Source organism: Enterobacter sp. A8 (genome assembly GCF_004296595.1).
Taxonomy (GTDB): domain Bacteria; phylum Pseudomonadota; class Gammaproteobacteria; order Enterobacterales; family Enterobacteriaceae; genus Enterobacter; species Enterobacter cloacae.
In genome coordinates this window covers 460,745-485,458 of record NZ_SCMF01000003.1, presented here as the reverse complement: position 1 = coordinate 485,458, position 24,714 = coordinate 460,745, and the positions used below count along the sequence as shown (strand labels likewise).

At 55.3% G+C, this 24,714-nt stretch carries 24 protein-coding genes and 1 pseudogene; 8 read left to right on the top strand and 17 right to left on the bottom strand.

Features of this window, described 5'->3' with window-relative positions; genetic code table 11:
• Positions 1 to 2: 2 nt before the first annotated feature.
• The 8 genes from EQV24_RS14305 to rppH form a co-directional block, all read right to left on the bottom strand.
• Positions 3 to 326 carry a prepilin-type N-terminal cleavage/methylation domain-containing protein gene (locus EQV24_RS14305; protein WP_013098547.1) on the bottom strand — a complete coding sequence of 108 codons (324 nt, stop codon included), beginning with the start codon at positions 324 to 326 and terminating at the stop codon, positions 3 to 5.
• Positions 311 to 712, bottom strand: coding sequence for a DUF2509 family protein (locus tag EQV24_RS14300; protein WP_102751621.1), 402 nt, complete (start codon positions 710 to 712; stop codon positions 311 to 313). Before EQV24_RS14300 ends, EQV24_RS14305 begins: the two co-directional genes overlap by 16 nt.
• Positions 709 to 1,272, bottom strand: coding sequence for a prepilin peptidase-dependent protein (locus EQV24_RS14295; RefSeq protein WP_102751620.1), 564 nt, complete (start codon positions 1,270 to 1,272; stop codon positions 709 to 711). The genes EQV24_RS14300 and EQV24_RS14295 overlap by 4 nt, the downstream gene beginning before the upstream one ends.
• Entirely contained in the window at positions 1,263 to 1,727 is a 465-nt protein-coding gene (locus tag EQV24_RS14290; RefSeq protein ID WP_047351683.1) for a prepilin peptidase-dependent protein, read from the bottom strand. The genes EQV24_RS14295 and EQV24_RS14290 overlap by 10 nt, the downstream gene beginning before the upstream one ends.
• Before the next feature lie 184 nt (positions 1,728 to 1,911).
• Positions 1,912 to 2,706: a thymidylate synthase gene (gene thyA / locus EQV24_RS14285; RefSeq protein ID WP_013098550.1), complete on the bottom strand. Its 795-nt coding sequence runs from the start codon at positions 2,704 to 2,706 to the stop codon at positions 1,912 to 1,914.
• A gap of 6 nt (positions 2,707 to 2,712) precedes the next feature.
• The gene (lgt, locus tag EQV24_RS14280; protein ID WP_013098551.1) at positions 2,713 to 3,588 is read right to left on the bottom strand and encodes a prolipoprotein diacylglyceryl transferase; all 876 of its coding nucleotides are present in this window, start codon (positions 3,586 to 3,588) and stop codon (positions 2,713 to 2,715) included.
• 347 nt (positions 3,589 to 3,935) lie between these two features.
• Entirely contained in the window at positions 3,936 to 6,182 is a 2,247-nt protein-coding gene (gene ptsP, locus EQV24_RS14275) for a phosphoenolpyruvate--protein phosphotransferase (protein ID WP_020689338.1), read from the bottom strand.
• Positions 6,183 to 6,194: 12 nt separating this feature from the next.
• Entirely contained in the window at positions 6,195 to 6,725 is a 531-nt protein-coding gene (rppH, locus tag EQV24_RS14270; protein ID WP_013098553.1) for an RNA pyrophosphohydrolase, read from the bottom strand.
• Between the two features lie 442 nt (positions 6,726 to 7,167).
• On the opposite strand from rppH, the pseudogene EQV24_RS23840 reads away from it, so the two are divergent.
• The 4 genes and pseudogenes from EQV24_RS23840 to EQV24_RS14255 form a co-directional block, all read left to right on the top strand.
• Positions 7,168 to 7,254: pseudogene (locus EQV24_RS23840) on the top strand (hypothetical protein); the annotation flags it as partial.
• 154 nt (positions 7,255 to 7,408) lie between these two features.
• The gene (gene mutH, locus EQV24_RS14265; RefSeq protein WP_013098554.1) at positions 7,409 to 8,101 is read left to right on the top strand and encodes a DNA mismatch repair endonuclease MutH; all 693 of its coding nucleotides are present in this window, start codon (positions 7,409 to 7,411) and stop codon (positions 8,099 to 8,101) included.
• 128 nt (positions 8,102 to 8,229) lie between these two features.
• Positions 8,230 to 8,448: a YgdI/YgdR family lipoprotein gene (locus tag EQV24_RS14260; protein ID WP_013098555.1), complete on the top strand. Its 219-nt coding sequence runs from the start codon at positions 8,230 to 8,232 to the stop codon at positions 8,446 to 8,448.
• Between the two features lie 132 nt (positions 8,449 to 8,580).
• Positions 8,581 to 9,621: an NADP(H)-dependent aldo-keto reductase gene (locus EQV24_RS14255; protein WP_013098556.1), complete on the top strand. Its 1,041-nt coding sequence runs from the start codon at positions 8,581 to 8,583 to the stop codon at positions 9,619 to 9,621.
• A 90-nt stretch (positions 9,622 to 9,711) separates the two neighbouring features.
• On the opposite strand, the gene lplT is transcribed toward EQV24_RS14255, so the two are convergent.
• Positions 9,712 to 10,905, bottom strand: coding sequence for a lysophospholipid transporter LplT (gene lplT / locus EQV24_RS14250; protein ID WP_130626710.1), 1,194 nt, complete (start codon positions 10,903 to 10,905; stop codon positions 9,712 to 9,714).
• Entirely contained in the window at positions 10,898 to 13,057 is a 2,160-nt protein-coding gene (gene aas, locus EQV24_RS14245; RefSeq protein ID WP_038420521.1) for a bifunctional acyl-ACP--phospholipid O-acyltransferase/long-chain-fatty-acid--ACP ligase, read from the bottom strand. Before aas ends, lplT begins: the two co-directional genes overlap by 8 nt.
• Before the next feature lie 422 nt (positions 13,058 to 13,479).
• Here aas and galR point away from each other — a divergent pair, with 422 nt between their 5' ends.
• Positions 13,480 to 14,496 (top strand): HTH-type transcriptional regulator GalR, encoded by a 1,017-nt coding sequence (gene galR / locus EQV24_RS14240; protein ID WP_130626709.1) that lies wholly within the window; start codon positions 13,480 to 13,482, stop codon positions 14,494 to 14,496.
• Here galR and EQV24_RS14235 read toward each other — a convergent pair.
• From EQV24_RS14235 to EQV24_RS14220, 4 genes are all read right to left on the bottom strand, one after another.
• Positions 14,457 to 14,933, bottom strand: coding sequence for a GNAT family N-acetyltransferase (locus tag EQV24_RS14235; RefSeq protein ID WP_040021659.1), 477 nt, complete (start codon positions 14,931 to 14,933; stop codon positions 14,457 to 14,459). The genes galR and EQV24_RS14235 overlap by 40 nt on opposite strands.
• Positions 14,930 to 15,703 (bottom strand): GntR family transcriptional regulator, encoded by a 774-nt coding sequence (locus EQV24_RS14230; RefSeq protein WP_013098561.1) that lies wholly within the window; start codon positions 15,701 to 15,703, stop codon positions 14,930 to 14,932. The genes EQV24_RS14235 and EQV24_RS14230 overlap by 4 nt, the downstream gene beginning before the upstream one ends.
• A gap of 90 nt (positions 15,704 to 15,793) precedes the next feature.
• Complete coding sequence (locus EQV24_RS14225; protein WP_062730100.1) at positions 15,794 to 17,221, bottom strand: glycoside hydrolase family 1 protein; 1,428 nt, start codon at positions 17,219 to 17,221, stop codon at positions 15,794 to 15,796.
• 7 nt (positions 17,222 to 17,228) lie between these two features.
• Complete coding sequence (locus EQV24_RS14220; protein ID WP_013098563.1) at positions 17,229 to 18,554, bottom strand: PTS transporter subunit EIIC; 1,326 nt, start codon at positions 18,552 to 18,554, stop codon at positions 17,229 to 17,231.
• Positions 18,555 to 18,854: 300 nt separating this feature from the next.
• Between EQV24_RS14220 and EQV24_RS14215 the strand changes: the two genes are divergently transcribed.
• Entirely contained in the window at positions 18,855 to 19,892 is a 1,038-nt protein-coding gene (locus EQV24_RS14215) for a LacI family DNA-binding transcriptional regulator (protein ID WP_023620433.1), read from the top strand.
• Here the strand turns inward: EQV24_RS14215 and lysA are convergent.
• Entirely contained in the window at positions 19,862 to 21,124 is a 1,263-nt protein-coding gene (gene lysA / locus EQV24_RS14210) for a diaminopimelate decarboxylase (RefSeq protein ID WP_130626708.1), read from the bottom strand. The genes EQV24_RS14215 and lysA overlap by 31 nt on opposite strands.
• Positions 21,125 to 21,246: 122 nt before the next feature.
• On the opposite strand from lysA, the gene EQV24_RS14205 reads away from it, so the two are divergent.
• Positions 21,247 to 22,173, top strand: a complete 927-nt coding sequence (locus tag EQV24_RS14205; RefSeq protein WP_130626707.1) for a LysR family transcriptional regulator — start codon at positions 21,247 to 21,249, stop codon at positions 22,171 to 22,173.
• Here EQV24_RS14205 and EQV24_RS14200 read toward each other — a convergent pair.
• Positions 22,168 to 22,860, bottom strand: coding sequence for an aspartate/glutamate racemase (locus tag EQV24_RS14200; protein WP_020689349.1), 693 nt, complete (start codon positions 22,858 to 22,860; stop codon positions 22,168 to 22,170). The genes EQV24_RS14205 and EQV24_RS14200 overlap by 6 nt on opposite strands.
• Positions 22,861 to 22,995: 135 nt before the next feature.
• On the opposite strand from EQV24_RS14200, the gene EQV24_RS14195 reads away from it, so the two are divergent.
• Entirely contained in the window at positions 22,996 to 23,319 is a 324-nt protein-coding gene (locus EQV24_RS14195) for a cupin domain-containing protein (RefSeq protein WP_013098568.1), read from the top strand.
• Between the two features lie 40 nt (positions 23,320 to 23,359).
• Here the strand turns inward: EQV24_RS14195 and wzz(fepE) are convergent, their stop codons facing one another.
• Positions 23,360 to 24,484 carry an LPS O-antigen length regulator Wzz(fepE) gene (gene wzz(fepE), locus EQV24_RS14190; protein WP_013098569.1) on the bottom strand — a complete coding sequence of 375 codons (1,125 nt, stop codon included), beginning with the start codon at positions 24,482 to 24,484 and terminating at the stop codon, positions 23,360 to 23,362.
• Between the last annotated feature and the right edge of the window lie 230 nt (positions 24,485 to 24,714).

The window sequence follows — 24,714 nt, the reverse complement described above, 5'->3', positions numbered from 1 at the left end:
GACTACTGGCTAACCGGGCAATGCAGACGCGTCATCTCACCGCGTCGACCCAGAGGAGAAATAAGTGTAACCGTGATGCTGACACATCCAGACTGCGTTGTCTGCATCCGGTTTATCTGCCAGCCCGCTGGCAGCGCACCAGCATCCATCTGCGACTGCGTCCAGGCGATGTGCCAGAGCTGACGATACTGGCTAAACAGGGCAAAGCGGGAAGCCAGCGCCCGGTGATAGCCGGACAGCGCCGTTACGATCGCCACCAGCAGCATCATCGCCAGCAACACGTCGACCATGCTGAACCCCTTTTCATTCTTTACGGCAACCGACATAACGCACGCTCCTTTAGCGGGCAAAAATCACTCCAGCCATGAGGTAAAAAGCGTATATGCCCGTTGACAATCTCCCCGCCACGCCAGAGCAACAGATCTCCATCTCCAGCGATGAGTAACACCTGCGACTCATTCAGTACACGCAAACAAACACGTTGCGTTTGTCTCTGTTTGCACTGTACATCAGGCTGCAACGACCAGCGCTGAACGCGCCCCCACTCCAGCGCAGACTGCGTGGCTGCCTGCTGCTGGATGGCGCGGCTCTCGTCGCCAACCAGCATGGTAAATGTTATGAGTTGCTGGTTAAGGCCGGTCAGGATCAGTGTGCCTAACACCAGTAACAGCAGAACCAGCGTCAGTGAGGCAATCCCATGCTGGCGGCTCACAAGTTAAATCCCGTCACGCCATAGCGAGCCTGGTAAGGGGCAGCGTGCTTATCATTCACCCCGCTGGCGGACAGCTCGAGATATAACGCTGGCGCAAATTCCGGATGCTCATGTTTACGTACCACAAATGTGTGGATCATAAGCCGGGCCGGGTCGGTAAGTTTCTCCCATCCTTTTCCTTCACACCCCGTCGCGCCACGCAGGGTTTCCAGCGCGCCTGATTCCAGACGAAACCCCGTACTTTCGTTATCCGATGCTGAGGTGTCCCAGGTGCCGTTACTGTTTGCATCCCACCGGACAATCACACAGCTTCCCTCCCTGCCGATGGTCAGGCTCTGCCCCTGACAATTACCCGCGCAATACCCCGCGCGCTGTAACTGCTTGCCAATCGCGAACAGGCGTTGCCAGATCTCTTCTTCACGCTCCTGCGCCCTGGATTGCAGCAAAACTGCCCGTTGCAGCTCCGGTAAAAAACGCGACGTGCTGAGTAACAGAATGCTGCTGATCGCCATTGCAACCAGCACCTCTGTGAGTGAGAAGCCGTGCTGGTTCATCGGCATGAGTTTTCCCCTGCAACAGTGCACATCCTGATACGCCCTCCGTTTGAGACGACAATCATCCATTCTCCTGCCCTGCTCTGTACCCGTATCCGCCCTGCCCACGCCGTGTCCCTTAATCCATAGAATCCTAATGAAGGCGTAACCTCCCTTAGCACGACGTCAGGCCACAACGGTCTGAGCACATACGGGCTGTTGTTCTCACAGCCCTGCACTGCAGAGCTCATCAAACAGGCGCCTCTGTCGTCCTGCTGAAGCGTAATCAGGTGGTCACGGTTGTGACGATTGGCATCGTTTCGCAGAAACACCAGATAGTCGCGGACCTGACAGGCGACCTGCCACAACCTCTGCCGCTGTTGCCAGTTGTCCCAGCCGGCGAGCCCTGTCGCGCTGAGGATAATAACCAGCGAAATGGCAACCAGAGTTTCGATAAGCGTAAAGCCATGCTCTTTTTTCATGCCGGGAGTGTGGCGAAACGCCGTGAACATGACGAGCCGCAATTCGGGGTTTTACGAGGCGTTATCCAGAGAATGTTATCCGTTGCAGCGCGTTGCACGCCGACTGGATAACGCCTCGGGAAACAGAGTACAGACGAAAAAAAACCGGCGCGTAAATGCGCCGGTTATGTAACGATTTGCCGTATCAGATTGCGACAGGCGCTTTGATGCCCGGATGCGGGTCGTATCCCTCAATCTCGAAGTCGTCAAAGCGGTAATCGAAGATCGATTCCGGTTTACGTTTGATAATCAGCTTCGGCAGTGCACGCGGTTCACGGGTCAGCTGGAGATGCGTCTGTTCCATGTGGTTGCTGTACAGGTGCGTATCCCCACCGGTCCAGACAAAATCGCCCACTTCCAGATCGCACTGCTGGGCCATCATATGTACTAACAGCGCATAGCTGGCGATGTTAAAGGGCAGGCCGAGGAAGACATCGCAAGAGCGCTGGTAAAGCTGGCAGGAGAGTTTGCCATCAGCCACATAGAACTGGAAGAACGCATGGCACGGTGCCAGCGCCATTTTATCCAGCTCACCCACGTTCCAGGCAGAAACGATAATACGGCGCGAGTCCGGGTCGTTTTTCAGCTGGTTCATCACGGTGGTGATCTGGTCAATATGGCGGCCATCAGGCGTTGGCCACGCACGCCACTGCTTGCCGTACACCGGGCCCAGATTGCCGTTTTCATCTGCCCATTCGTCCCAGATAGAGACATTGTTTTCGTGCAGATAGGCAACGTTGGTATCGCCTTGCAGGAACCAGAGCAGTTCATGAATGATCGAGCGCAGGTGGCAGCGCTTTGTCGTCACCAGGGGGAAGCCTTCTTGCAGGTTGAAGCGCATCTGGTGGCCAAAAATGGAGAGCGTGCCGGTTCCGGTACGGTCATTTTTCGGCGTGCCCTCGTCGAGCACTTTTTTCATCAATTCAAGATACTGTTTCATGGTTCCTCAGGAAAGTTGTTGCTGTGGACGACGACGATACGCCCAAATCATCATAATGGCACCTGCCACGATCATCGGAATGGAGAGGATTTGCCCCATGCTGATGTACTGTACCCACTCGCCGGTGAACTGCGCATCCGGCTGGCGGAAGAACTCAACGATGATACGGAACGCACCGTAGCCAATCAGGAACAGGCCGGAGACAGCCCCCATCGGGCGCGGTTTGCGGATAAACAGATTCAGGATGATAAACAGCACCACGCCTTCCAGCGCCAGTTCATAGAGCTGAGACATGTGACGCGGCAGAACGCCGTACGTATCAAAAATGGATTGCCATTCAGGATGAGACGGCAGCAGCGCCAGGTCTTCCGCGCGCGAGCCCGGGAACAGCATAGTAAAGGAAACGCTCGGGTCGACACGTCCCCACAGCTCGCCGTTGATAAAGTTGCCCAGACGACCAGCCCCCAGACCAAACGGAATCAATGGCGCGATAAAATCCGATACCTGGAAGAAGTTGCGTTTGGTGCGTTTGGCAAAAATCACCATCACCAGAATCACACCAATCAGGCCGCCATGGAAGGACATCCCCCCGTCCCAGACGCGGAACAGATAGAGCGGATCGTTGAGGAATACCGGTAGGTTATAGAACAGGACATAGCCAATACGCCCACCAAGGAACACACCGAGGAAGCCCGCGTAAAGCAGGTTTTCGACTTCGTTTTTGGTCCAGCCGCTGCCAGGACGACTGGCGCGACGGCCAGCAAGCCACATAGCAAAAATGAAGCCCACCAGGTACATCAGACCGTACCAGTGAAGCGAAACGGGTCCTACTGAGAAAATGACCGGATCAAATTCCGGAAAATGCAGATAACCACTGTTCATCTGTCACCACAAGATGTTGTTATTCCGCTGAAAGTGGACAGCGGTAGAGATGCGCCCCGGCAGTCAGCAGAGGCTCCAAAGTTGCGAATCATAGCACAAGGCGGAGGCGGAGGATGCGCCAGAGATGTAAAAGATGTGTATAGAGGATGGTGTGGGATGTTGCCCTCTCCCACGGGGCAGAGGGATCCCCACCGAAAAATTACGCACGGACGGCTCCCTCGCCACCTGAGAGAGGGCTGGGGTGAGGGGGAACATACAGCTCTGGTGGTCATTCTGAGAGCAGCATTATTGCTTCTGTTTATGAACCATTGTGGATCCCTCAGCCTACAGGAAGAGAGAGAAAGACCTCAGCGGCCACCGCGGATCAGGCCGCCCATGCCGCGTCGCTCCATAAACGCGGCGACCTGATGACGCACTTCTGTTGCCAGTTGCGCTTCAAGACTGCGCTCGGCCAGCTCGCGGGCATCCTCGATGTCAATATGGCGCAGCAGGTACTTCACACGTGCGACAGCGCGGCCGTTCATCGACAGATGGCGATACCCCAGGCCGATGAGGATCGCAACGCACATTGAATCCCCGGCCATTTCGCCACACAGCCGCAAATCGATACCGTATTGCTCCGCTTCGCGGGCAATCATCGCCAGCGCCCGAATGATAGCCGGATGCAGGCTGTCATAAATACTGGCAACACGCGTGTTGTTACGATCGACGGCCAGAATATACTGCGTCAGATCGTTGGTTCCGACAGAGATAAAATCGACCCGGTTCGCCAGCTGCGGCAGCATGAAGACCATGGAAGGCACTTCGAGCATCACCCCGATCCGCGGTTTGGGGATCGCGTAACCGATCATCTCTTCGACTTCACGGCCTGCACGTTCGATCAACCGTCGCGCTTCGTCGATCTCATCAATGCTGGTGACCATAGGCAGTAAAATGCTGAGGTTCCCGGTCGCCGCATTCGCGCGCAGCATGGCGCGCACCTGGATCAGGAAGATCTCAGGCTGATCCAGCGTAATGCGGATCCCACGCCAGCCCAGGCACGGGTTTTCTTCACTGATTGGCATATACGGCAGCTGTTTATCCGCCCCAACGTCCAGGGTACGCAGGGTAACCGGCTTGTCGTTAAACATCTGCAACATGCCCTGATACTGTGCGACCTGCTCCTCTTCTGAGGGAAAGCCGCTTTGCAGCATGAACGGGATTTCAGTGCGATATAAGCCGATGCCATCAATGCGGCTGCCGAGCTTCTCTTCATGCTCGGGGCTTAAACCCGCGTTGAGCATAACTTTGATGCGCTCGCCGCTTTTGAGCTGTGCAGGCAGGTCGACGTCATCTTCCGCCAGCTTGCTTAATTCATTCTCTTCACTGATAAGGCGCTGGTATTCCTGGAGCAGGACCGGCTCAGGATCGACCAGGAGCTCACCGCGATAGCCATCCACCACCAGCGTGCGTCGGTGCAGCACCGAGGGCTGAATATCGGCCCCCATAACGGTGGGGATACCCAGGGCACGAACCATAATAGCCGCATGGGAGTTAGCTGCGCCATCGCGCACCACCACACCTGCCAGCCTGTCCTGCGGCAGCTCCGCCAGCGTGGTCGCGGACAGTTCATCGGCAACCAGCACAAAGCGTTTTGGCCAGGCATTCGGCCCCTGGATCGTGTCATCAAGGTGGAACAGCAGACGCTGACCGAGTGTACGTAAATCTCCCGCACGCTCTTTCAGGTAACCGTCTGTCAGTGCGGCAAATTGCTCCGCAAATTTTTCGATGACCTTTTTAACGGCCCATTCCGCTACGGCACCTTTATCAACCTCGGCAAAAAGCTCACGGCGCAGACGTGCATCGGAGAGCAGGTGGGAATAGAGGTCAAAAATGGCCGCCGTCTCTTTTTGCGCCCCGGCGGCAAAGCGTTTGCTGTAACGTCGAAATTCGTTGGCCGCCTCTTCCAGCGCCGCGGTGAGGCGCTCGCGCTCAAGCGCTTCATCCAGCGTTGAGGCTTCGTACACCTGTTCCATCAGCGGCAGGGTGGCGTCCATCCAGCCTTCAGCAATCGCCACGCCAGGCGAGGCCGGCAGCGCACGAATACGCGTGTGACGGTACTGCCCAAACAGGGCGGCAAGCTGAGACTGAGAGAGGATCGCAGCCATCTGCGTGGCTAGCGTCACGAGGAAAGACTCTTCGCTTTCGTCATACTGACGCAGTTCGCGCTGCTGAACGACCAGTACGCCAAGCAGTTGACGACGCTGGATGATCGGTACGCCCAGGAAGGCGCGGAAACGCTCTTCTTTTACGGAGGGAATGTATTTAAAGCTGGGGTGCTTTTGCGCGTCGGCAAGGTTGATGGGTTCAGCCAGTCGCCCCACCAGGCCTACGATACCTTCATCAAAGGCGAGCGTAACGGTACGACCGCGTGGTTTTTTTAAACCACGGGTCGCCATCAGGTAGTAGCAACGTCGGTCATGATCGGCCAGATACACCGAACAGACTTCAGTTTCCATCGCAAGACAGATGTCAGTGACCAGAATATTCAGCGCCTCGTTCAGACGAGGCGCACTGGCCACTTTCTCGACTATTTCTCGCAAGCGGGTGAGCATGATTTGCGTAGCTTAACCTCTTTTACGTCGCCAGGCAGGTGCGCTCTGCGGCTTAGGCGGGATCTCCTGAAGCTGCATGACAACACTTGCGAACTCTTTCATCACCCTACGGTAAACATCGCGTTTAAATGACACGACCTGACGAACAGGATACCAGTAACTCACCCAGCGCCAGCCATCAAACTCCGGCGTACTGCTGGTTTGCATATTGATATCTGAATCGTTGCCCACCAATTGCAACAGAAACCACTTCTGTTTCTGGCCGATACAAACCGGCTTTGTGTCCCAACGCACCAAACGTTTCGGTAACTTGTAACGCAACCAGTTGCGGGTCGAAGCCAGGATGCGAACATCTTTTCGGCTTAAACCGACCTCTTCAAACAGCTCCCGGTACATCGCTTGTTCTGGGGACTCCCCTGGGTTGATCCCGCCTTGCGGAAACTGCCAGGAGTGCTGACCATATCGCCGGGCCCACATCACCTGGCCCTGACGATTACAAATTACTATTCCTACGTTCGGGCGGTAGCCATCGTCATCAATCACCGGACTACCCCAAACTAAATCTGATATATGAATGATTGTTTCACACTACAGGGAGGCGGTAAACCACTCTCTTACAGGCCTGCAACCTAATAACATTTGAATAACTCACAAATATGCGCAGAGTTATAAACAGATAAGCGGCAACAAGGGCAATTTTATTCACCTTTTCTGTGGATATAGTTGTGAAGAAGTGTGGAATTACCGATGAACAACCTGAAGAGCCCCTCGCTACACCGTGTCACCCGCTGAAAACATTCCTATAATTTTCATTTAATTAGCTCTGTTTTTAGCGCCCCAGGAAGGAATTACGTGACGATCATCACACCTATGAACGTTATGCTGATGAAAGATCGAACAGCGTCGGTTTTATCCACAGATTGTGCCAATAAGTTAGGCACAATTTGTGTGAAAATTCGATTTTCGTCGCACGTCAAGGCTGTAAATTGAAACAGTAGTCAGGGTTATTCCCAGTTATCCCACTTTTCTGTGGATAACATGGTGTAAGATCCTGTTTATTGTCAGTGACCAGAATTGAACAACCCGTTTTTCACTTCTGAAAGGACGGTCGCACATAACTAAAAAAACCTAAAAATCATGCACATGGCATATTCGTACAGAAAAAGTTAAACTCTATCCACAGGGGATAGTTTCTTAGTTTATTTTTTAATCAAAAGGTTGCCGTCATGCTTGCGCTCTCACCCATGCTTTCTCCGCCAACAAGCGAAGCCCAGTTGCTTGGGCAGGCGCAGCGTCTGGCGGGCTTTTCGCTTGGCGAACTGGCAGCGATGGCAGGATTGCCGATCCCAAAGGATCTGAAACGAGATAAGGGCTGGATCGGCATGTTGCTTGAGTTGTGGCTGGGGGCAAGTGCGGGGAGTAAACCCGAGCAGGATTTTGCGGCTCTGGGCGTTGAGCTAAAAACCATTCCCATAGACCGTCTGGGAAAGCCCCTTGAAACCACCTTTGTCTGCGTGGCGCCATTAACCGGTAATACCGGCGTGACGTGGGAAACCAGCCATGTTCGCCATAAACTCAAGCGCGTGCTCTGGGTTCCGGTAGAGGGTGAACGCCAGATCCCGCTGGCTGAACGCCGGGTAGGCGCGCCGCTACTCTGGAGTCCCGATGAAGATGAAGAGCGGCAGCTAAGGCTGGACTGGGAAGAGCTGATGGATATGATCGTCCTTGGACAGGTAGAGCGCATCACGGCCCGACACGGAGAAGTTTTACAGCTGCGTCCGAAAGCGGCCAACAGCAAAGCCCTCACCGAGGCTATTGGCGCCAAGGGCGAACCGATACTCACGTTGCCGCGCGGCTTTTATCTCAAAAAGAACTTCACAGGTGCGCTGCTGGCTCGCCATTTCTTACTGAAAACATAGTTTTTTACTCATTTTGCGAACTATCAAACATAATCGACGGGGATTTAAGATTTTCCCCCTTTCTCCTTTCGATATATCAGGTTAATACTACACTATGATTTGATACGAGCCAGGTGAGGACGATAACGATGAAAAAATGGGCAGTGTTGATTTCAGCAGTGGGTTTAGCGTTTGCGGTATCGGGCTGTAGCAGCGATTACGTTATGGCGACGAAAGATGGCCGGATGATCCTGACCGACGGTAAACCTGAAGTCGACGATGATACTGGCCTGGTCAGCTACCATGACCAGCAGGGTAATAAAATGCAGATCAATCGCGACGAAGTTTCGCAGATTATCGAGCGATAAACAGATAAAGGTCAGTGGCTTGCTGGCCTTTTTGATTTTTTTCTTCCCCTTTTGCTTCCCCTCTGCCATGTTTATATTCCTTTGTCGGGAGGTTCCTGACGTGGTCTGTATTTCTAATGAAGGAAGCCGGCTATGCATTATCACCGTATCCCCCACAGCGCTCTGGAAATAAGTCAACTGGGGTTGGGCACGATGACATTTGGTGAACAAAACAGCGAAGCCGATGCCCATGCACAACTCGATTATGCCGTCAGCCAGGGCATTAACCTGATTGATGTTGCAGAGATGTACCCTGTACCGCCTCGTCCGGAAACGCAGGGGCTTACCGAAACCTACGTCGGCAACTGGCTCGCCAAACGCGGGAATCGCGAAAAGCTGGTTGTTGCGTCAAAAGTCAGCGGCCCCGCACGCAACAACGATGCCGGGATCCGTCCAAACCAGATCCTCGATCGCAAAAATATCCGCGCCGCGCTGGATGCCAGCCTGAAGCGCCTGCAAACCGACTATCTCGATCTCTATCAGGTTCACTGGCCGCAGCGCCCCACCAACTGCTTTGGAAAGCTGGGCTATAGCTGGAATGAGAGCGCCCCGGCCGTTACGCTACTGGAAACGCTGGAAGCCCTGGCCGAATGCCAGCGAGCGGGAAAAATCCGCTACATCGGTGTCTCTAACGAAACGGCCTTTGGCGTGATGCGCTATCTGCACCTGGCGGACAAACATGACCTGCCCCGCATCGTCACCATCCAGAACCCATACAGCCTGCTCAACCGCAGCTATGAAGTGGGTCTGGCCGAAGTGACGCAATACGAAGAGGTGGAATTGCTCGCCTATTCATGTCTGGGCTTTGGTACGTTGACAGGGAAATACCTTAACGGCGCGAAACCTGCCGGAGCGCGTAACACCTTGTTCAGCCGCTTTACCCGCTACAGCGGTGAGCAGACACAAAAAGCCGTGGCGGCCTATGTGGATATCGCGAAACGTCACGGTCTTGATCCAGCCCAGATGGCCCTGGCCTTCGTGCGTCGTCAGCCGTTTGTTGCCAGCACTCTGCTGGGCGCAACGACCATGGAACAGCTGAAAACGAATATCGAGAGTTTCCATCTGAATCTGAGTGAAGAGGTATTAGCAGAGATTGAAGCGGTGCATCAGGTATACACCTACCCGGCACCGTGATAAAAGCAAACGGCAACCTGGTTGCCGTTTTTAATATTTGCGCCCTCTCCCGTAGGAGAGGGCCGTGGTGAGGGCGTCAGGCCGCTCTTATCAACGGCGACGCTGCCAGAGCCATAATCCGGCAATCGCCAGCGCAAACAGCGCACCGAATCCTACGCCAATCCCCACCACCGGTACACCGACTTTAACGGCCAGCGAATAGAGCCCCAGCATTAACAGCATCGCCAGGTTTTCACCGAGATTTTGCACTGCAATGGCATTCCCTGCGCCGACGGTCTGCTTGCCGCGTTCCTGCAACAGCGCATTGAGCGGCACAACGAAAAAGCCCCCCAGAATACCAATCAGGACAAGCAGCGCGTAGGCGGGTAGCAAGGCGTGCTGCAGCGAGAAGATAAGCACCACCACGCCAATCAGGATCCCCGCAGGCATGCAGCGTGCAACGGTCTCAAGCGTCACCAGCTTCGCCGCCGCGCCAGCCCCAACGACAATCCCAATCGCCACCATTGCGTTAAGATAAGTCGGTGTCGCATTGTCAGTAATCCCCAGCGCCACCGGCACCCACAGCACCAGCAGGAAACGCAGCGTGACGCCTGCGCCCCAGAACATGCTGGTGCCCATCAGGGAGAAGCGCGTTTCACCGTTACGCCACAGCACGCGGCAGGCGTTGAAGAAACTGCCTGTCATAGGCGTAAAGCGCCAGGATTGCCCCGGGCGAGCCACCGGCAATTTTGGAATAAACAGGTTGGCTATCACCGCCCCGCCATACACCACGGCACACACGCTCAGCGCCGCCAGCACATGCCAGTCCGCCAGCACGCCCCCTGCGACAGAACCGAGCAGGATCGCCGCAATGGTAGAGGACTCCATCAGCCCGTTGGCTTTCACCAGCTTATCGCCGGTCGTGAGTTCCCCCAGGATGCCATACTTCGCCGGAGAGTACGCCGCTGCGCCAATGCCCACCAGCGTGTAGCCGATAAACGGGTTGATACCAAAACAAATACTGGCGGCGCCCAGCAGTTTCAGGCCGTTCGCAAACATCATCACCCGGCCTTTCGGGAAGCTGTCCGCCACCTGTCCGACAAACGGAGCAAAAATAATGTAAGCACCCACAAACACCATCTGCAGAATGGGCTGGCTCCAGTCCGGATAAAACTCGGCCTTCAGCAATGCCAGGGTGGCAAACAGTAACGCATTGTCACCGAAGGCAGAGAGAAACTGGGCGGCAATGACCGCCATCATGCCCTTCGACCAGAGGGAAGTGTTAGTGTGTACTGACTCACGCATTTTGCTGTTCCGCCTCGTCAACCATACCCTTCAGGGTTACGAAATCGGGCTTACCGCTGCCCAGCACCGGAAGCTGCTTCAGGTAACGAATATCGCGCGGTACCGCCAGCTCAGGAATGCCATGTTCACGCGCATGCTGTAGCAACCGGTCGCGTTTCAGTTCGCTGTCGGTGGTGAACAACACCAGTGCTTCGCCTTTGCTGGCATCGCTCTTCACAACCGTAGCATGCAGCTTGTCAGCCGATACCGCTGTCGCCAGTTGCTCAACCATCTCCAGCGAGACCATCTCACCCGCAATTTTGGCGAAGCGTTTTGCCCGGCCCTGGATCTGCACGAAGCCCTGTTCATCGAAACGGACAATATCTCCGGTGTCATACCAGCCCGTCTCACTCTCGCCATTGACGTTTTCCGCCGTCGGCACTTCCAGCACGCCCGGATTTTCCACGCGCAGATAACCGTTCATCACGTTTGGCCCCTTGAGCTGCAGACGGCCACCGTCCTCAATGCCAGGTACCGCCAGCAGACGCGCATCCATTCCCGGCAAAATACGGCCCACCGTCCCCGGCTTCGCCGCCATCGGCACGTTGATCGAGACCACCGGCGCGCATTCGGTAACGCCATAGCCTTCAAGAATGCGCAGACCAAACTTGTCCTGCCAAATCTGGCGCGTGCTCTCCTGCAGTTTTTCCGCCCCGGCCACCACATAGCGCACGCGGTAAAAGTCATACGGATTGGCAAAGCGCGCGTAATTACCGAGGAAGGTTGAGGTGCCAAACAGCACGGTGCAGTTACGGTCATACACCAGCTCCGGCACAATGCGATAATGGAGCGGGCTTGGGTAAAGGAACACTTCGGCACCGGTCAACAGCGGGGTAAAAAGCCCCACCGTCAGACCAAAGGAGTGGAACAGCGGCAGCGCCGACATGAACCGGTCATTGGCGGTAAAGTCAGCAATACTTTTAATCTGCTCCACGTTTGCCAGAATGCTCTTGTGACTGTGAACCACCCCTTTCGGGTTTCCCTCTGAGCCAGAAGTAAAGAGGATAATGGCGTCATCTTCCGGCTGCTGTTTGACCTGGGCCAGACGCGGCATCAGCAGGTGAGCGAAAATCCACAGCTTGTCACCCGTCGTCACGTCCGCTTTCAGATCTTCCAGGAAGACCCAGCGTACCTGCGTCAGCTGCTCCGGCAGGTGCCACAGCTTGCCTTTATCGAGGAACTGGCGCGAGGTGAAAACGGTATTGATTTGAGCCGCCGTGATGGCGCTGGTCAGCCCTTTTACGCCCGCCGTGTAGTTCATCATCGCCGGGATACGGCCCCGGGAAACCGCACCAAAAATCACCGCCGCGCTGATCCCGGCGTTAGGCAGCATCAGGCCAATCTTCTCGCCTTTCTGGCTGTATTTCTCAAGGATACGTCCCACGAACAGGGTTTTGGTCAGCAGCTTGCGATAGGTGTCCGGGGTGAAGTTAATGTCTTCAATGCAGTTTTTCTTCGCGCCATAGCGGTACTGCGCCGACAGCAGAGATTCATAGAGCGTTTCGCGCGGGCGGACGGCCATCCGCGCTTCCATCATGATCTGGTGCAGCATTTCACCGGCGATTTTACGGCGGTCGCGCGCACGCGGCGCGTCGGGCATCGGTAATGAGGTTGGCGGCAGAATATGCAGGGTAATTTTCGGGAACAGGCGCTGCTTCACTAACCCTTTCAGACGACTGAAATGGGTGAGCTCCGCCCCTTCAATACGCAGTGGCACAACGGTCGCTTTTGACTTCGCCGCCACAAACCCTGCCCCGTCGTAGATTTTCATCAGCGAGCCGGTGACCGAGATCCGCCCTTCCGGGAAAATCACCACCGGACGTCCCTGCTCAACCAGACGTACCAGATGTTTAATCATCATCGGTTTTGTCGGGTCGAGCGGCACAAAATCAATCAGCGGGGTGAGCCAGCGCATGTACCACTGCTGACTAATAGAGGTATAGACCGCAAACACCGGGCGCACAGGCAGAAACAGCGCCAGCAGGATGCCGTCGATAAAGGAAACATGGTTTGGTGTGATAAGCACGCGCTCGCCGCGGAGCGCCGTTGCATCGCCCGTTAAACGGACGCGAAAGAGGATACGGAACAGTGTGCGAAAGAACCCAAAAAGCATCTCAACTCCCTTTGCCAGCCAGTGTGAAGGGTTAGTAAATGGTGGCAGATTACACGAGAAGTGGTACAGGAGCGACAGCAAAAATAGAGGCGAAAAAAAACCTGCGCATCCGCGCAGGTTGGTGCAAGAGATGAGTACGAAACCGTACTAAGAAATCTCACCAATCAATACCTCTGGGATCTCAACTTTATCAATGTCGTCTTCTTTCCCGCTATCGGACAATCGCAACAGCCTGAGGCAAAGTGTAACTAAAGGTTCAGATTGACATTATTCCGACATGTCTGGCCGTGTAACGATTACACCGCCGGGGTTGTGCTGCGTCACGTTTGTGGAGAGGGAAAGTGCGTCCCCCTTGAATGCACGGCGCTTTTCCGCAACACTTATTGGCGTGTAAACGCTTACCCCCACTAAGAAGGTAATGAATGGCGACAATAAAGGATGTGGCCCGTCTGGCAGGTGTTTCCGTCGCGACCGTGTCGCGCGTGATCAACGACTCCCCAAAAGCCAGTGACGCATCACGCCAGGCGGTGCAAAACGCCATGGAATCTCTGAACTACCATCCTAATGCTAACGCCCGTGCGCTCGCTCAACAGTCAACCGAAACCATCGGGCTGGTTGTGGGTGATGTCTCTGACCCCTTTTTCGGCGCCATGGTGAAAGCGGTTGAGCAGGTTTCTTATCAGACCGGGAATTTTTTGCTGATCGGCAATGGCTATCACAATGAACAAAAAGAACGCCAGGCTATCGAGCAACTGATCCGCCACCGCTGCGCGGCGCTGGTTGTCCATGCCAAAATGATCCCCGACGCCGAACTCATTCATCTGATGAAGCAGATCCCCGGCATGGTGATCATCAACCGGATTATTCCCGGGTTTGAGAAACGCTGCGTGGCGCTCGACGACCGCTACGGTGCCTGGCTTGCCACCCGCCATCTGATTCAACAGGGTCACACCCGCATTGGTTATCTCTGCTCAAACCACCCCATTTCCGATGCCGAAGATCGCCTGCTGGGGTATTACGATGCCCTGCGCGAAAACGGTCTGCCGTGCAATGACCGGCTGGTGGCTTACGGTGAACCCGACGAGAGCGGCGGCGAACAGGCAATGACAGAGCTGTTAGGACGTGGAAGGAATTTCACTGCCGTTGCCAGCTATAACGACTCAATGGCAGCCGGAGCTATGGGGGTGTTAAATGACAACGGGATTGAGGTGCCGGGAGAAATTTCCCTTATTGGCTTCGATGATGTGCTGGTCTCCCGCTACGTGCGCCCTCGCCTGACCACCGTCCGCTACCCCATTATCACCATGGCCACGCAGGCGGCCGAGCTGGCGTTAGCACTCGCCGAGCAGCGTCAGCCACCGGAAATCACCCACCTGTTTAGTCCAACGTTAGTGCGCCGTCACTCTGTTGGGGCACCCGCCGAAGCCCCGGACGAATAGCGATAGAGATGTACCGTTTTGTCCGGGTACTCCAGCGCATCGCCGATATACTGCCAGCCGTAACGTTCGTAGAAGTCACGGCAGGCAGACCAGAGATGCAACGTGTCATACCCGGCCTGTGCGGCATAGTGGATAACATGCTTTTGCAGCAGCCCCGCCAGCCCCTTGCCTCGCGCCGCGTCATCCACGTACAGGGCTGCCAGCCAGGGGCAAAGATCCTGTCGGGTGATCAGATCGCAGCGCCAGAGCCCCACGGTGCCCACAAGCTGTTCGTTCTCCAGGGCAATAAAAGTCAGCGGTAATGCGCCCGGCGTCTGGCTGTGCTCAACAATACTGTGGAAAAACGCCCGGGGCAGGCCGTCGCCAAAGGCCTGCCAGATCCAGTCGGTCACCTGCTCCGCATACTGCGGTGCGGCGTAGAGCGGCAGAATAGTCATACCAGCTTCCCCTGGAAAATAGGCACAGATTCAAAGAGATAGCCGTCAAAGTCCGGCGCGTCTTCGTCTGAGAGTTCAAGTAAGCTTTTTTTCACGTTTTCCAGATGCTGGAACATTGCCTGCCAGGCGCCCATGACGTCACGGCGGCGCAGCGCGGCCAGGATGGTTTGCCGGTCACCCAGCCATTTCAGGCGGTACGCGCGGCTGGCGATGTGGCCATTAAACTGCTGCCAAAGCGGACTGCTGTCCATGTGATGCCAGATACTCTCCACCGTCGCCAGCAGCATCTGATTTTGCGTCGCGCCCGCCAGGACCAGATGGAACATCTTATTGTTGTCCTGACTATTATCGTCGGCGGCAATCGCGCGTTGCTCCTGCTCGATAATACGGCGCAGATTGTCGATGTCTGCACGGGTCGCCATTTTGGCGGCAAACGCGGCAATATTGCTTTCGAGGAGCTGACGGGCCTGTAAAATCTCAAACGGCCCCACGTCGCTATTGAGAAAACGCTCTTCTTCGTTTTCATGCTCTTCGGGGATGCGCATCACATAAACACCGGAGCCCTGGCGTATATCCACCGTGCCCTGCAACTCCAGCATCAGTAAGGCCTCACGCACGATGGTGCGGCTTACGCCGTACTTCTCGGCAATATTGCGCTCAGGAGGAAGGCGCGAACCAACGGGATAGTGCCCCTGGATAATCTGCGCCCGTAAATCCTCGCCAATTTCCTGGTACTGTTTTTTTTCCGGCAGGATGACAGCCTTATCCACGTTTTCACCTGTTTTTTCAGTTAATGCGCAGACCGGGCGTCCTCCCGGCCAGTTTGTGCGCTATTTTACCAGAACCGGCATGCTTTTCGCCTACTTCCATTCATCATCAACCTGAAGCGTGAGCCTCCGCGTATCGCGTAGCTGCCGGAACCAGGAGGCTGATTTTTTTGCACGTCTGGCACGCTGGTTATCCAGATCGATCTCAATCAACCCGTAGCGGTTTTTAAACGCGTTCATCGGCGAGACGTTGTCGGTAAATGCCCACAGCATATAGCCATGGCAGTTCGCCCCCTCCTCCCTCGCCAGCAGCGTGTAGTAGAGGTGCTCGCTGATGAAATCGATGCGGTAAGTGTCGTCGATAATCCCATCGCGATTGCGAAATTGCGCTTCGTTTTCCACTCCCATTCCGCTTTCCGCCACGAACCAGTCGATATTGCGATAGTCTTTTTTAATCCGCATCGCCATGTCGTAAATAATGCGCGGGTAGATCTCCCAGCCGCGGGAGCGGTTCATGCGCCGCCCCGGCAGTTCAAACGGCTCGTAGTAGTATGCCGGGTGGAATGGCGTGTCCGGATGCCAGGCGCGGGAAGGTGCCTTCACACGGTGCGGGTAGTAGAGGTTAATCCCCAGTTCGTCGACGGTGTTATCCGCAATCAGCGCCAGTTCGTCCGCGGTGTACTCCCACTCAACCTGATGCTGCTCCAGCAGGGTAAAGAGCTCTGCGGGATAGCGCCCGTGTACCAGCGGGTCGAGGAAGACACGATTGTAGAACAGATCGTACATCTCAGCGGCCCGCAGGTCATGCGGGGCGCGGGAGCGGGGATAGGTCACCTCCGGGTTGAGAATACAGCCCACAGAACCGCGATAGCCTTTCTCGCGAAACAGCTTCACCACCTTTGCCGTCGCCAGCACCTTATGGTGATTCCACTGCATCCACGTGCCTGTGTTCTGCTCATACGGCCAACGCAGCGCGTCCAGATAGACGCGGGTCTGGACGACAATCGGCTCGTTGAAGGTAAACCAGCGGGTCACTTTACCGTGGTAGCGTGCAAAGACCTTTTCCGCATAGCGGACAAACAGCTCAACCACATGCTTTGACGCCCAGCCGCCGTAGGTATCCAGCAGCACGCCCGGCAGTTCGTAATGTTCGAGGCAGATCATCGGCTCAATGCCCTGACGGTGCATCTCATCGAACAGCGCGTCGTAGTAGGCAGCGTACTCTTCATCCACCGTCGCGTTTTCGTAGTCGGTTAAAAAGCGTGACCAGTTGATCGAGGTGCGGTAGTGCGTCAGCCCCGCCTGCTTCATCAGGGCCACATCCTCGCGAAAACGGTTGATAAAATCGGTCGCCACCGCCGGGCCATAGCCGTTGTGCCAGACGTGACGGTCATTCTTGTACCAGAGATCGATCCATGAATCCTGCCCCGGCTTTTTACCGCTCCAGCCTTCGGTCTGCCAGGCCGATGCGGCCGCGCCGAGAATAAAATCCTGCGGTATGGCTATCTGTTTTGTGCTCATCGCATCCTCACGGGTTGTCAGTGGCCTGCTGTAGCGCGGCCTGCTCTGCGCGGCGTGAAGCGATTTTCACAAACGGCAGATAGATAATGACGGCAGTCACAATGCAGATGAGCTGGGTGATCACCGCCCCCATCGAACCTGCCGTAGAGAGCCAGGCGTTGATCAGCGGCGGCGTCGTCCATGGCACCATCACCACCGCTTTACCGGCAAACCCGGTCACGGTGGCGAAGTAGCCGATGGAGCCCGTCACCAGTGGAGTGATAATGAAGGGAATGGCGAGGATCGGGTTAAGCATGATTGGCATACCGAAGATCACCGGCTCGTTGATATTAAAAATCCCCGGGCCGATGGAAAGCTTGGCGATCTCTTTCATCTCTTTGCGTTTGGTGGCAATCATCACCGCGATCAGCAGGCCGATAGTCAGGCCCGAACCGCCAATGCTCATATATACATCCCAGAACGGCATGGTGATGATGTTCGGCACCTCTTTACCCTGCTCAAACGCACTCATGTTGACGGTGATCGCCCCCAGCAGCAGCGGCTCGCGGATCGGCTTGATCATCTGGTTGCCGTGGATACCAATCACCCAGAAAAGCTGTGCAACGAACATCAGCAGCAGGATCCCAGGCAGACTTTGCACCACCCGCTCCAGCGGCTGTTGCACCACCTGATACACCGCGTCGTAGAGATACATCCCGGTGATCTGATGAAACACAAACCCCAGCGTGGCAATGGCAGTGGTGGTAATAATCGCCGGGATCAGCGCGGAGAACGACGCGGCCACGTTAGGCGGCACGGTGTCCGGCATTCGGATCTTCAGCCCCGGGCGGTTCTCCAGCCAGCAGTAGATTTCAACGGACAGAATGGCGATAAACATGCCGAGGAACAGGCTGCGGGTATCTGAGAACTGGCGCAACAGCACATCTTTAACCACGTGCATTTCGCCATCCACCAGCATCTCCACGGTGGTGGGCGTCACGCAAATAAAGCAGATCACCGCCAGCAGCCCCGGGAAAAGGGATTTGATACCGTTGATGCGCCCCAGCTCAATGCCAATCAGGAATACCGCGCCAATGTTGAGGAAGTTCAGCGTGGCGTAATTCAGCGCGCTGGTGATCGGCTTTAGCGCGGCGAGGAACGACAACGACGAGAAGCTCGCCAGGCCGTTTTTCGGATCCAGCACCATATTGGAGATCAGCACAGAGAACGCCCCAACGATGATGACCGGCATTAAGGTAATGAAGGCTGACTTGATCGCCATGATATAGCGATAACTGTTGAATTTAGTGGCGAAACTGCCCAGAGCGTCGATCAGTTTTTCCTGCAATGCCATAGGGTATTACCTCAGTAAAAGGGCTTTTATTGAATAAGGTGTACAGCCGGATACTATTGGCATACCAAAAATAGCTTTATGAGGGTAATGGTTCTGTGATTAAGCTCTCAACACCACCAGCGGTATTCCAGATCGTGATTTATGACCTATTTGGTATACCAATTGCAGCGATTTCTTCGGTTATGTTGGATCGTTACTGAAAAGCGTGATCGTGATGGGCGTTTTGCCCTTCCCGCGTCGCTTATGCGCCGGATGGTCTGTGTTAAACTGCAGATCGTTACGTGGAATCAGGAATGTCTAATGGCAACAATGCTGGATGTCTCACTGCGCGCAGGTGTATCAAAAGCCACGGTATCGCGCGTGCTGAACGGCACAGGTCAGGTCAAAGAGAGCACGCGTCAGCAGGTGTTCGCGGCAATGGAAGAGCTGGGGTATCGCCCGAACTTTCTCGCGCGTTCGCTTGCTAACCAGACCAGCAACAGCATTGGTCTGGTGGTCTCAACCTTCGATGGCTTTTACTTTGGCCGCCTCCTTCAGCAGGCCTCCCGGCAGACCGAAACGCACGGGAAGCAGCTGATCGTCACCGATGGTCATGACGCGCCGGAACAGGAAGAACAGGCGGTACAGATGCTGGCCGATCGCAAGTGTGACGCCATTGTGCTCTACACGCGGTACATGAGCGAAAAAGCGATCATGAAGTTGATCCACTCCGTGCAAACCCCGCTGGTGGTCATCAACCGGGAAGTCAGCCAGGCTCCCGATCGCTGCGTCTTCTTCGAACAGCAGGATGCCGCCTTTAAGGCCGTGGATTACCTGATAAACCAGGGCCACCGGGAGATCGCCTGTATTACCGTCCCTATCCACACCCCTACCGGTAAAGCCCGCCTGATGGGCTACCGTAAGGCGCTGGAAAAGCACGGCATTCGTCTGGATGAGCGGCGGATTAAGTACGGCGATGCGGGCATGACGCGGGGGTATGAGTTGTGCAGGGAGTTGATTGCCGACGGTGTGCCGTTTAGCGCCCTGTTTGCCTGTAACGATGATATGGCGCTGGGAGCCTCCAAAGCCTTGCACCAGGCAGGGCTGAAGATCCCGCAGGATATTTCACTGTTTGGCTTTGACGATGCGCCCAGCGCAAAATGGCTGGAGCCTGCGCTCTCATCGGTTTATCTGCCGATAGATAATATGATTGTCACGGCCATCGACCAGGCGATCCGGCTGGCAAAAAACCAGCCGGTAGAAGCGATCCCGCCGTTTACCGGTACGCTGGTACTACGCGACTCGGTAACCACGGGGCCATATTTTACTCAGACGAGTTCCAGCGCCAGCAGCTCCTGAATGGTCTGGCGGCGACGGATCAGCCGCGCCTTGCCGTTATCAAACAGCACTTCCGGCAGCAGCGGGCGGCTATTGTAGTTAGAAGACATCGACGCCCCATAAGCGCCGGTATCGTGCAGCACCAGATAATCCCCGGGTTTCACCTCCGGCAGCGCGCGGGTTTCAACTTTACCCCCTTCCTGCTGGGTAAAGACATCGCCCGATTCACACAGCGGGCCTGCGACAACCGTATCAATACGTGGGGCGTCGGTTAAATCGCGGCCATCGGCGGCGAGCGCTGAAATATGGTGGTAGCTGCCATACATGGACGGACGCATCAGGTCATTAAAGCCCGCATCAATCAGCACGAAGTGGCGCGATCCCATCTCTTTCACGCTACGCACCTGAGCAACCAGCACGCCAGATTCCGCCACCAGGAAACGACCCGGTTCAATTTCGAGCTTCACCGGATGCCCCACATGCGCGGCAACTTTGTCGCGGGCGGCGCTCCACAGGCCGTAATAGTGATCGGTATCGATCGCCTCTTCCCCTTCACGATAAGGAATCGAAAGGCCGCCACCGGCGGAGATCGCCTCCAGATCCTGCCCAAAGTCGATAACCTGACGCACCATCGCGCCGCACACCTGTTCCAGGTGACCGTAATCCACGCCCGAACCAATGTGCATATGAATGCCCACCAGCTTCAGGTTGTAACGCTGTAATACCTCTAGGGCGGCGGGCATATCGGCATACCAGATGCCGTGTTTACTGTTTTCACCGCCAGTGTTGGTTTTCTGGCTGTGACCATGGCCAAAACCGGGGTTCACACGTAGCCAGACGCGGTGGCCGGGGGAAACCTGTCCAAGCTGTTCCAGCATATCCACAGACCCGGCATTAACCGGGATCTGCAGTTCATGCACGCGGGCAAGCGTCGCGTCGTCGATCAGATCCGCAGTAAAGACAATTGCGTCAGGATCGGTTTTTGGATCGTAACCAGCCGCCAGCGCGCGCTCGATTTCACCCAGCGACACGGAGTCAACCTTCACGCCCTGCTCGCGCATCAGGCGCAGGATATGGATATTGGAGCACGCCTTCTGGGCAAAACGCACCACGTCAAACTGATGCAGCGCAGCAATCTTCTCGCGAACGATTTGCGCATCGTAGACCCATACCGGGCAGCCAAACTCGGCAGGCAGGCGCAGCAGGTTGTCGGCATTTAAATTGGTGTCAGTCTGGTTAAGCGGGCGTGGCATGGTCTTCTCCGGGTGGTCATCTTTTTTATGATTACGCCACAGCAGAAAGAGAATAAAAAATATCGTTTTATCGCGAGTCTATGCAAAAATGATATGGACAGTCCTTCGCTTTCAGGTGCCCTATGCCCTCCGTCAACTTACGCCATATTGAGATTTTTCACGCCGTGATGACCGCCGGCAACCTCACCGAAGCCGCGCAGATGCTGCACACCTCGCAGCCTACGGTAAGCCGCGAGCTGGCACGGTTCGAGAAAGTGCTGGGACTGAAACTGTTTGAACGCACCCGGGGCCGGCTGCACCCAACGGTACAAGGGCTGCGTCTGTTCGAGGAAGTGCAGCGCTCGTGGTATGGGCTGGACAGAATTGTCAGTGCGGCGGAAAGCCTGCGCGAGTTTCGTCAGGGCGAACTGTCGATTGTCTGCCTGCCCGTCTTTTCACAATCCTTTTTACCGACGCTGCTGCAGCCTTTTCTGGCCCGCTATCCGGAGGTCAGTCTCACTATCGTGCCGCAGGAATCTCCGCTGCTTGAAGAGTGGCTTTCAGCGCAGCGTCACGACCTGGGGTTAACCGAAACCCTCACCACCCCTGCAGGTACGGAGCGCACGGAACTGCTCACGCTGGATGAGGTTTGCGTGCTTCCTGCCGGGCACCGGCTTGCCGGTAAAGCAATGCTGACCCCCGCTGATTTCCACGGGGAAAATTACATTAGCCTGTCGCAGACCGACAGCTACCGACAACTGCTGGACACGCTGTTTGCCGAACATCAGGTAAAACGCCGGATGGTGGTGGAAACGCACAGCGCGGCCTCAATATGCGCGATGGTACGTGCCGGGGTAGGCGTAGCCGTGGTTAACCCGCTTACGGCACTGGACTATGCCGGGAGCGAGATTGTGATTCGCCCGTTTAGCCTCTCCGTCCCGTTTACCGTCAGCCTGATCCGCCCCCTGCATCGCCCGGCGTCGGCACTGGTTGATGCCTTTACCGGGCATTTGATTGAGCATGCGCGTGAGGTGGCGCTTCGCTTACCTGACCGGCAAAATCCGTTATGACAGCATAAACTCCACCGCATCAGCAGCGTGAATGGCGGCAGTGTCGAATACCGGGATCGGGCTTCGCTCAGCCGGTACCAGCAGGCCGATCTCGGTACAGCCGAAGATCACCCCTTCAGCCCCCTGCCGGGCAAGTTGTTCAATCACGCTGACGTAATATGTCCGGGAAGACTCACTGAAGGTGCCGAGGCAAAGCTCATCAAAAATAATCTGATTAATGCGCGCCCGGTCGGCGTCATCCGGGATCAGGCTTTCGATACCAAACTCACTGCTCAACCGGCCACGGTAAAAATCCTGCTCCATGGTGTAGCGCGTTCCCAGCAGCGCCACGCGACGCATCCCCGCCGCGCCAATCGCGCGCCCGGTCGCATCCGCAATATGCAAAAACGGCAGCGGGCAACGCGCTTCAATGTGCGAAGCAACTTTATGCATCGTGTTGGTACAGAGCAAAATCCCTTCGGCACCGGCACGCTGAAGCCCGAGTGCCGCCTGCGCCAGTATCTCTCCGGCTTTGTCCCATTCACCGCTCGACTGGCACGCTTCAATCTCATGGAAATCCACGCTGTGCAGCAGCAGACTGGCAGAATGCAGTCCCCCGAGGCGCTGCTTCACCCCTTCATTAATTAAACGATAGTAGGGAATGGTCGATTCCCAGCTCATGCCACCCAGCAGGCCGATTGTTTTCATTATCCCTCCTTCTCTGTTTATCTCAGTGAAGCAAACTTGTGATCGCGTTTCCAGTTCTTTGTCGCGCCGTTTCTTTTTAAAAGAAGGTGATATAAATTAAATGAAACAATATTTCATTTAATGACGAGGGAAAGCATGTTTATTTTCCACAACGAGACCACGCTTGACGATCTGGGTAACGGCGTAACCCGTCGGATCCTGGCCCATAGCGGTAAGATGATGGCGGTTGAGGTGAATTTCGCCCAGGGCGCGATTGGCCCGATGCATAGCCATCCGCATGAACAGCTAACCTATGTGCTGTCCGGTGAGTTCGAATTCACCATTGGTGAAGAGAAGCATATCGTCAGGGCCGGCGATACGCTCTACAAAGCGCCACACGTCATGCACGGCTGCGTATGTCTTCAACCCGGCACCCTGCTGGATACCTTTACCCCCGTACGGGAAGATTTTCTGCAATAAAAAAGGGCGCTGATTTCAGCGCCCTTTTTCTCTGCGTCAGTTATTCCGCTACCGGCTCTGGCAGCGGGTTACGGCTAAGCATTGCTTCACGAAGCAATACGCTACCGCAGGCGAACAGCCCACCCAGGATCCCCGCCAGCATGACAATCAGCGCTTTCCCCGGGCCATCTTTTTTCACAGGCATGGAAGGCGAAAGCTGATATTTGAAGGGTTCCAGTTTAACGTCTTCAACGGAGAGTTTTTTCAGCTGCGCCAGATAATACTCACGGTTCTGGAAGTCTGCATTCAGCTCAGACACATCCTTAAGATTTTTCTCAATCTGCAATTTCTGCGCGATACCGTCAGCGCCGAGGGCAACGGAGTAATCCGGATCGTCTTTTACGGCCTGTCCGTTGCTGTAGACAGGTTTCTTAATGCCCGCCGCGTTAGCCACTTCCAGCGAATAGTTAAGACGCTGCAGATTGGTGTTGTGAATATTGGTCAGACGCACCCGATCCAGATCCAGCTGCTGCTCTACCACCTTCGTTTTCAGGGCGAGCTGGTTACGGATATTCAGCATGATCTCTTGCTCGACAATCGCGGCAATATACTTGATATACCCTTCCAGAACGGTTTGCGCATCTCCCGCCGTGGGGGCGGTGAAGCTGAGCGTCCAGGAGACGTAAGGCGCTTTATCCGCGTCTTTTACCTGAGTGTTATCAATCGCTTTCATCTTCTCAGAGATATTGACCACCGCACGATGCAGCTCCAGCGGATCCACGTTTGTCCCCTCAAGCTGTGACATAACGTAAGGGGAGGATTTCATATACTCTTCAAGCAATGACTGCGACTGAAACTTTTTGATAAACAGTCCAAACACTTCATCACGGGACACTTTTACGTCCACATCCAGAACCTGGAGTGCCACCATCATCTGGCGCAGCGGGTTCCACTGCGTCTGTTCGGCAGGCGTGATCACCGCTTTACTGGTCCATTTCTGCGGCAGTAAAAAGGCAATCGCCAGTCCGGCCAGCGCAAACGCGAACGCAATTGCGATGATGCGTTTTTTGGCGGCAAGCAGGATGTCTAACAGCCCCAAAAGGTCGATTTCTTTAGTGCTGACAGCCGGGGTGGCATAAGAAGGAAAATCGAGGTCCGTGTTTTTTTTGAAATCCATCGCTGACATAGACGTTCTTCTGTTAAGAGTGCAGGTAATTTCTGCCTCGTGAGTTCAAGTGGTCCGATGATACAAGAAAGTAAGAATAATCTGAACGCGATATTGATCTATCTGTGTACTGGCTATCAAAGTTGGTAGTTAGTACCTTTCCGGTATTATTGTTATTAATCATCCGCTTTTCTTTCTGCTTACATGCAAGACCTGCCTTGATCGCCAGAAATAGCGACAAAATGCCACCC

Bases quoted from the DNA above. Each gene is read 5' to 3' on its own strand.
- galR (WP_130626709.1), top strand. From the start codon at position 13,480: ATGGCGACAATAAAGGATGTGGCCCGTCTGGCAGGTGTTTCCGTCGCG.
- ptsP (WP_020689338.1), bottom strand. From the start codon at position 6,182: ATGCTCACCCGCTTGCGAGAAATAGTCGAGAAAGTGGCCAGTGCGCCT.
- EQV24_RS14200 (WP_020689349.1), bottom strand. From the start codon at position 22,860: ATGAAAACAATCGGCCTGCTGGGTGGCATGAGCTGGGAATCGACCATT.
- EQV24_RS14255 (WP_013098556.1), top strand. From the start codon at position 8,581: ATGCATTATCACCGTATCCCCCACAGCGCTCTGGAAATAAGTCAACTG.
- thyA (WP_013098550.1), bottom strand. From the start codon at position 2,706: ATGAAACAGTATCTTGAATTGATGAAAAAAGTGCTCGACGAGGGCACG.
- EQV24_RS14295 (WP_102751620.1), bottom strand. From the start codon at position 1,272: ATGCCGATGAACCAGCACGGCTTCTCACTCACAGAGGTGCTGGTTGCA.
- mutH (WP_013098554.1), top strand. From the start codon at position 7,409: ATGCTTGCGCTCTCACCCATGCTTTCTCCGCCAACAAGCGAAGCCCAG.
- EQV24_RS14220 (WP_013098563.1), bottom strand. From the start codon at position 18,554: ATGGCATTGCAGGAAAAACTGATCGACGCTCTGGGCAGTTTCGCCACT.
- EQV24_RS14225 (WP_062730100.1), bottom strand. From the start codon at position 17,221: ATGAGCACAAAACAGATAGCCATACCGCAGGATTTTATTCTCGGCGCG.
- EQV24_RS14235 (WP_040021659.1), bottom strand. From the start codon at position 14,933: ATGACTATTCTGCCGCTCTACGCCGCACCGCAGTATGCGGAGCAGGTG.
- aas (WP_038420521.1), bottom strand. From the start codon at position 13,057: ATGCTTTTTGGGTTCTTTCGCACACTGTTCCGTATCCTCTTTCGCGTC.
- EQV24_RS14205 (WP_130626707.1), top strand. From the start codon at position 21,247: ATGCCCTCCGTCAACTTACGCCATATTGAGATTTTTCACGCCGTGATG.
- EQV24_RS14305 (WP_013098547.1), bottom strand. From the start codon at position 326: ATGTCGGTTGCCGTAAAGAATGAAAAGGGGTTCAGCATGGTCGACGTG.
- EQV24_RS14260 (WP_013098555.1), top strand. From the start codon at position 8,230: ATGAAAAAATGGGCAGTGTTGATTTCAGCAGTGGGTTTAGCGTTTGCG.
- EQV24_RS14215 (WP_023620433.1), top strand. From the start codon at position 18,855: ATGGCAACAATGCTGGATGTCTCACTGCGCGCAGGTGTATCAAAAGCC.
- EQV24_RS14290 (WP_047351683.1), bottom strand. From the start codon at position 1,727: ATGAAAAAAGAGCATGGCTTTACGCTTATCGAAACTCTGGTTGCCATT.
- lgt (WP_013098551.1), bottom strand. From the start codon at position 3,588: ATGAACAGTGGTTATCTGCATTTTCCGGAATTTGATCCGGTCATTTTC.
- lplT (WP_130626710.1), bottom strand. From the start codon at position 10,905: ATGCGTGAGTCAGTACACACTAACACTTCCCTCTGGTCGAAGGGCATG.
- EQV24_RS14195 (WP_013098568.1), top strand. From the start codon at position 22,996: ATGTTTATTTTCCACAACGAGACCACGCTTGACGATCTGGGTAACGGC.
- lysA (WP_130626708.1), bottom strand. From the start codon at position 21,124: ATGCCACGCCCGCTTAACCAGACTGACACCAATTTAAATGCCGACAAC.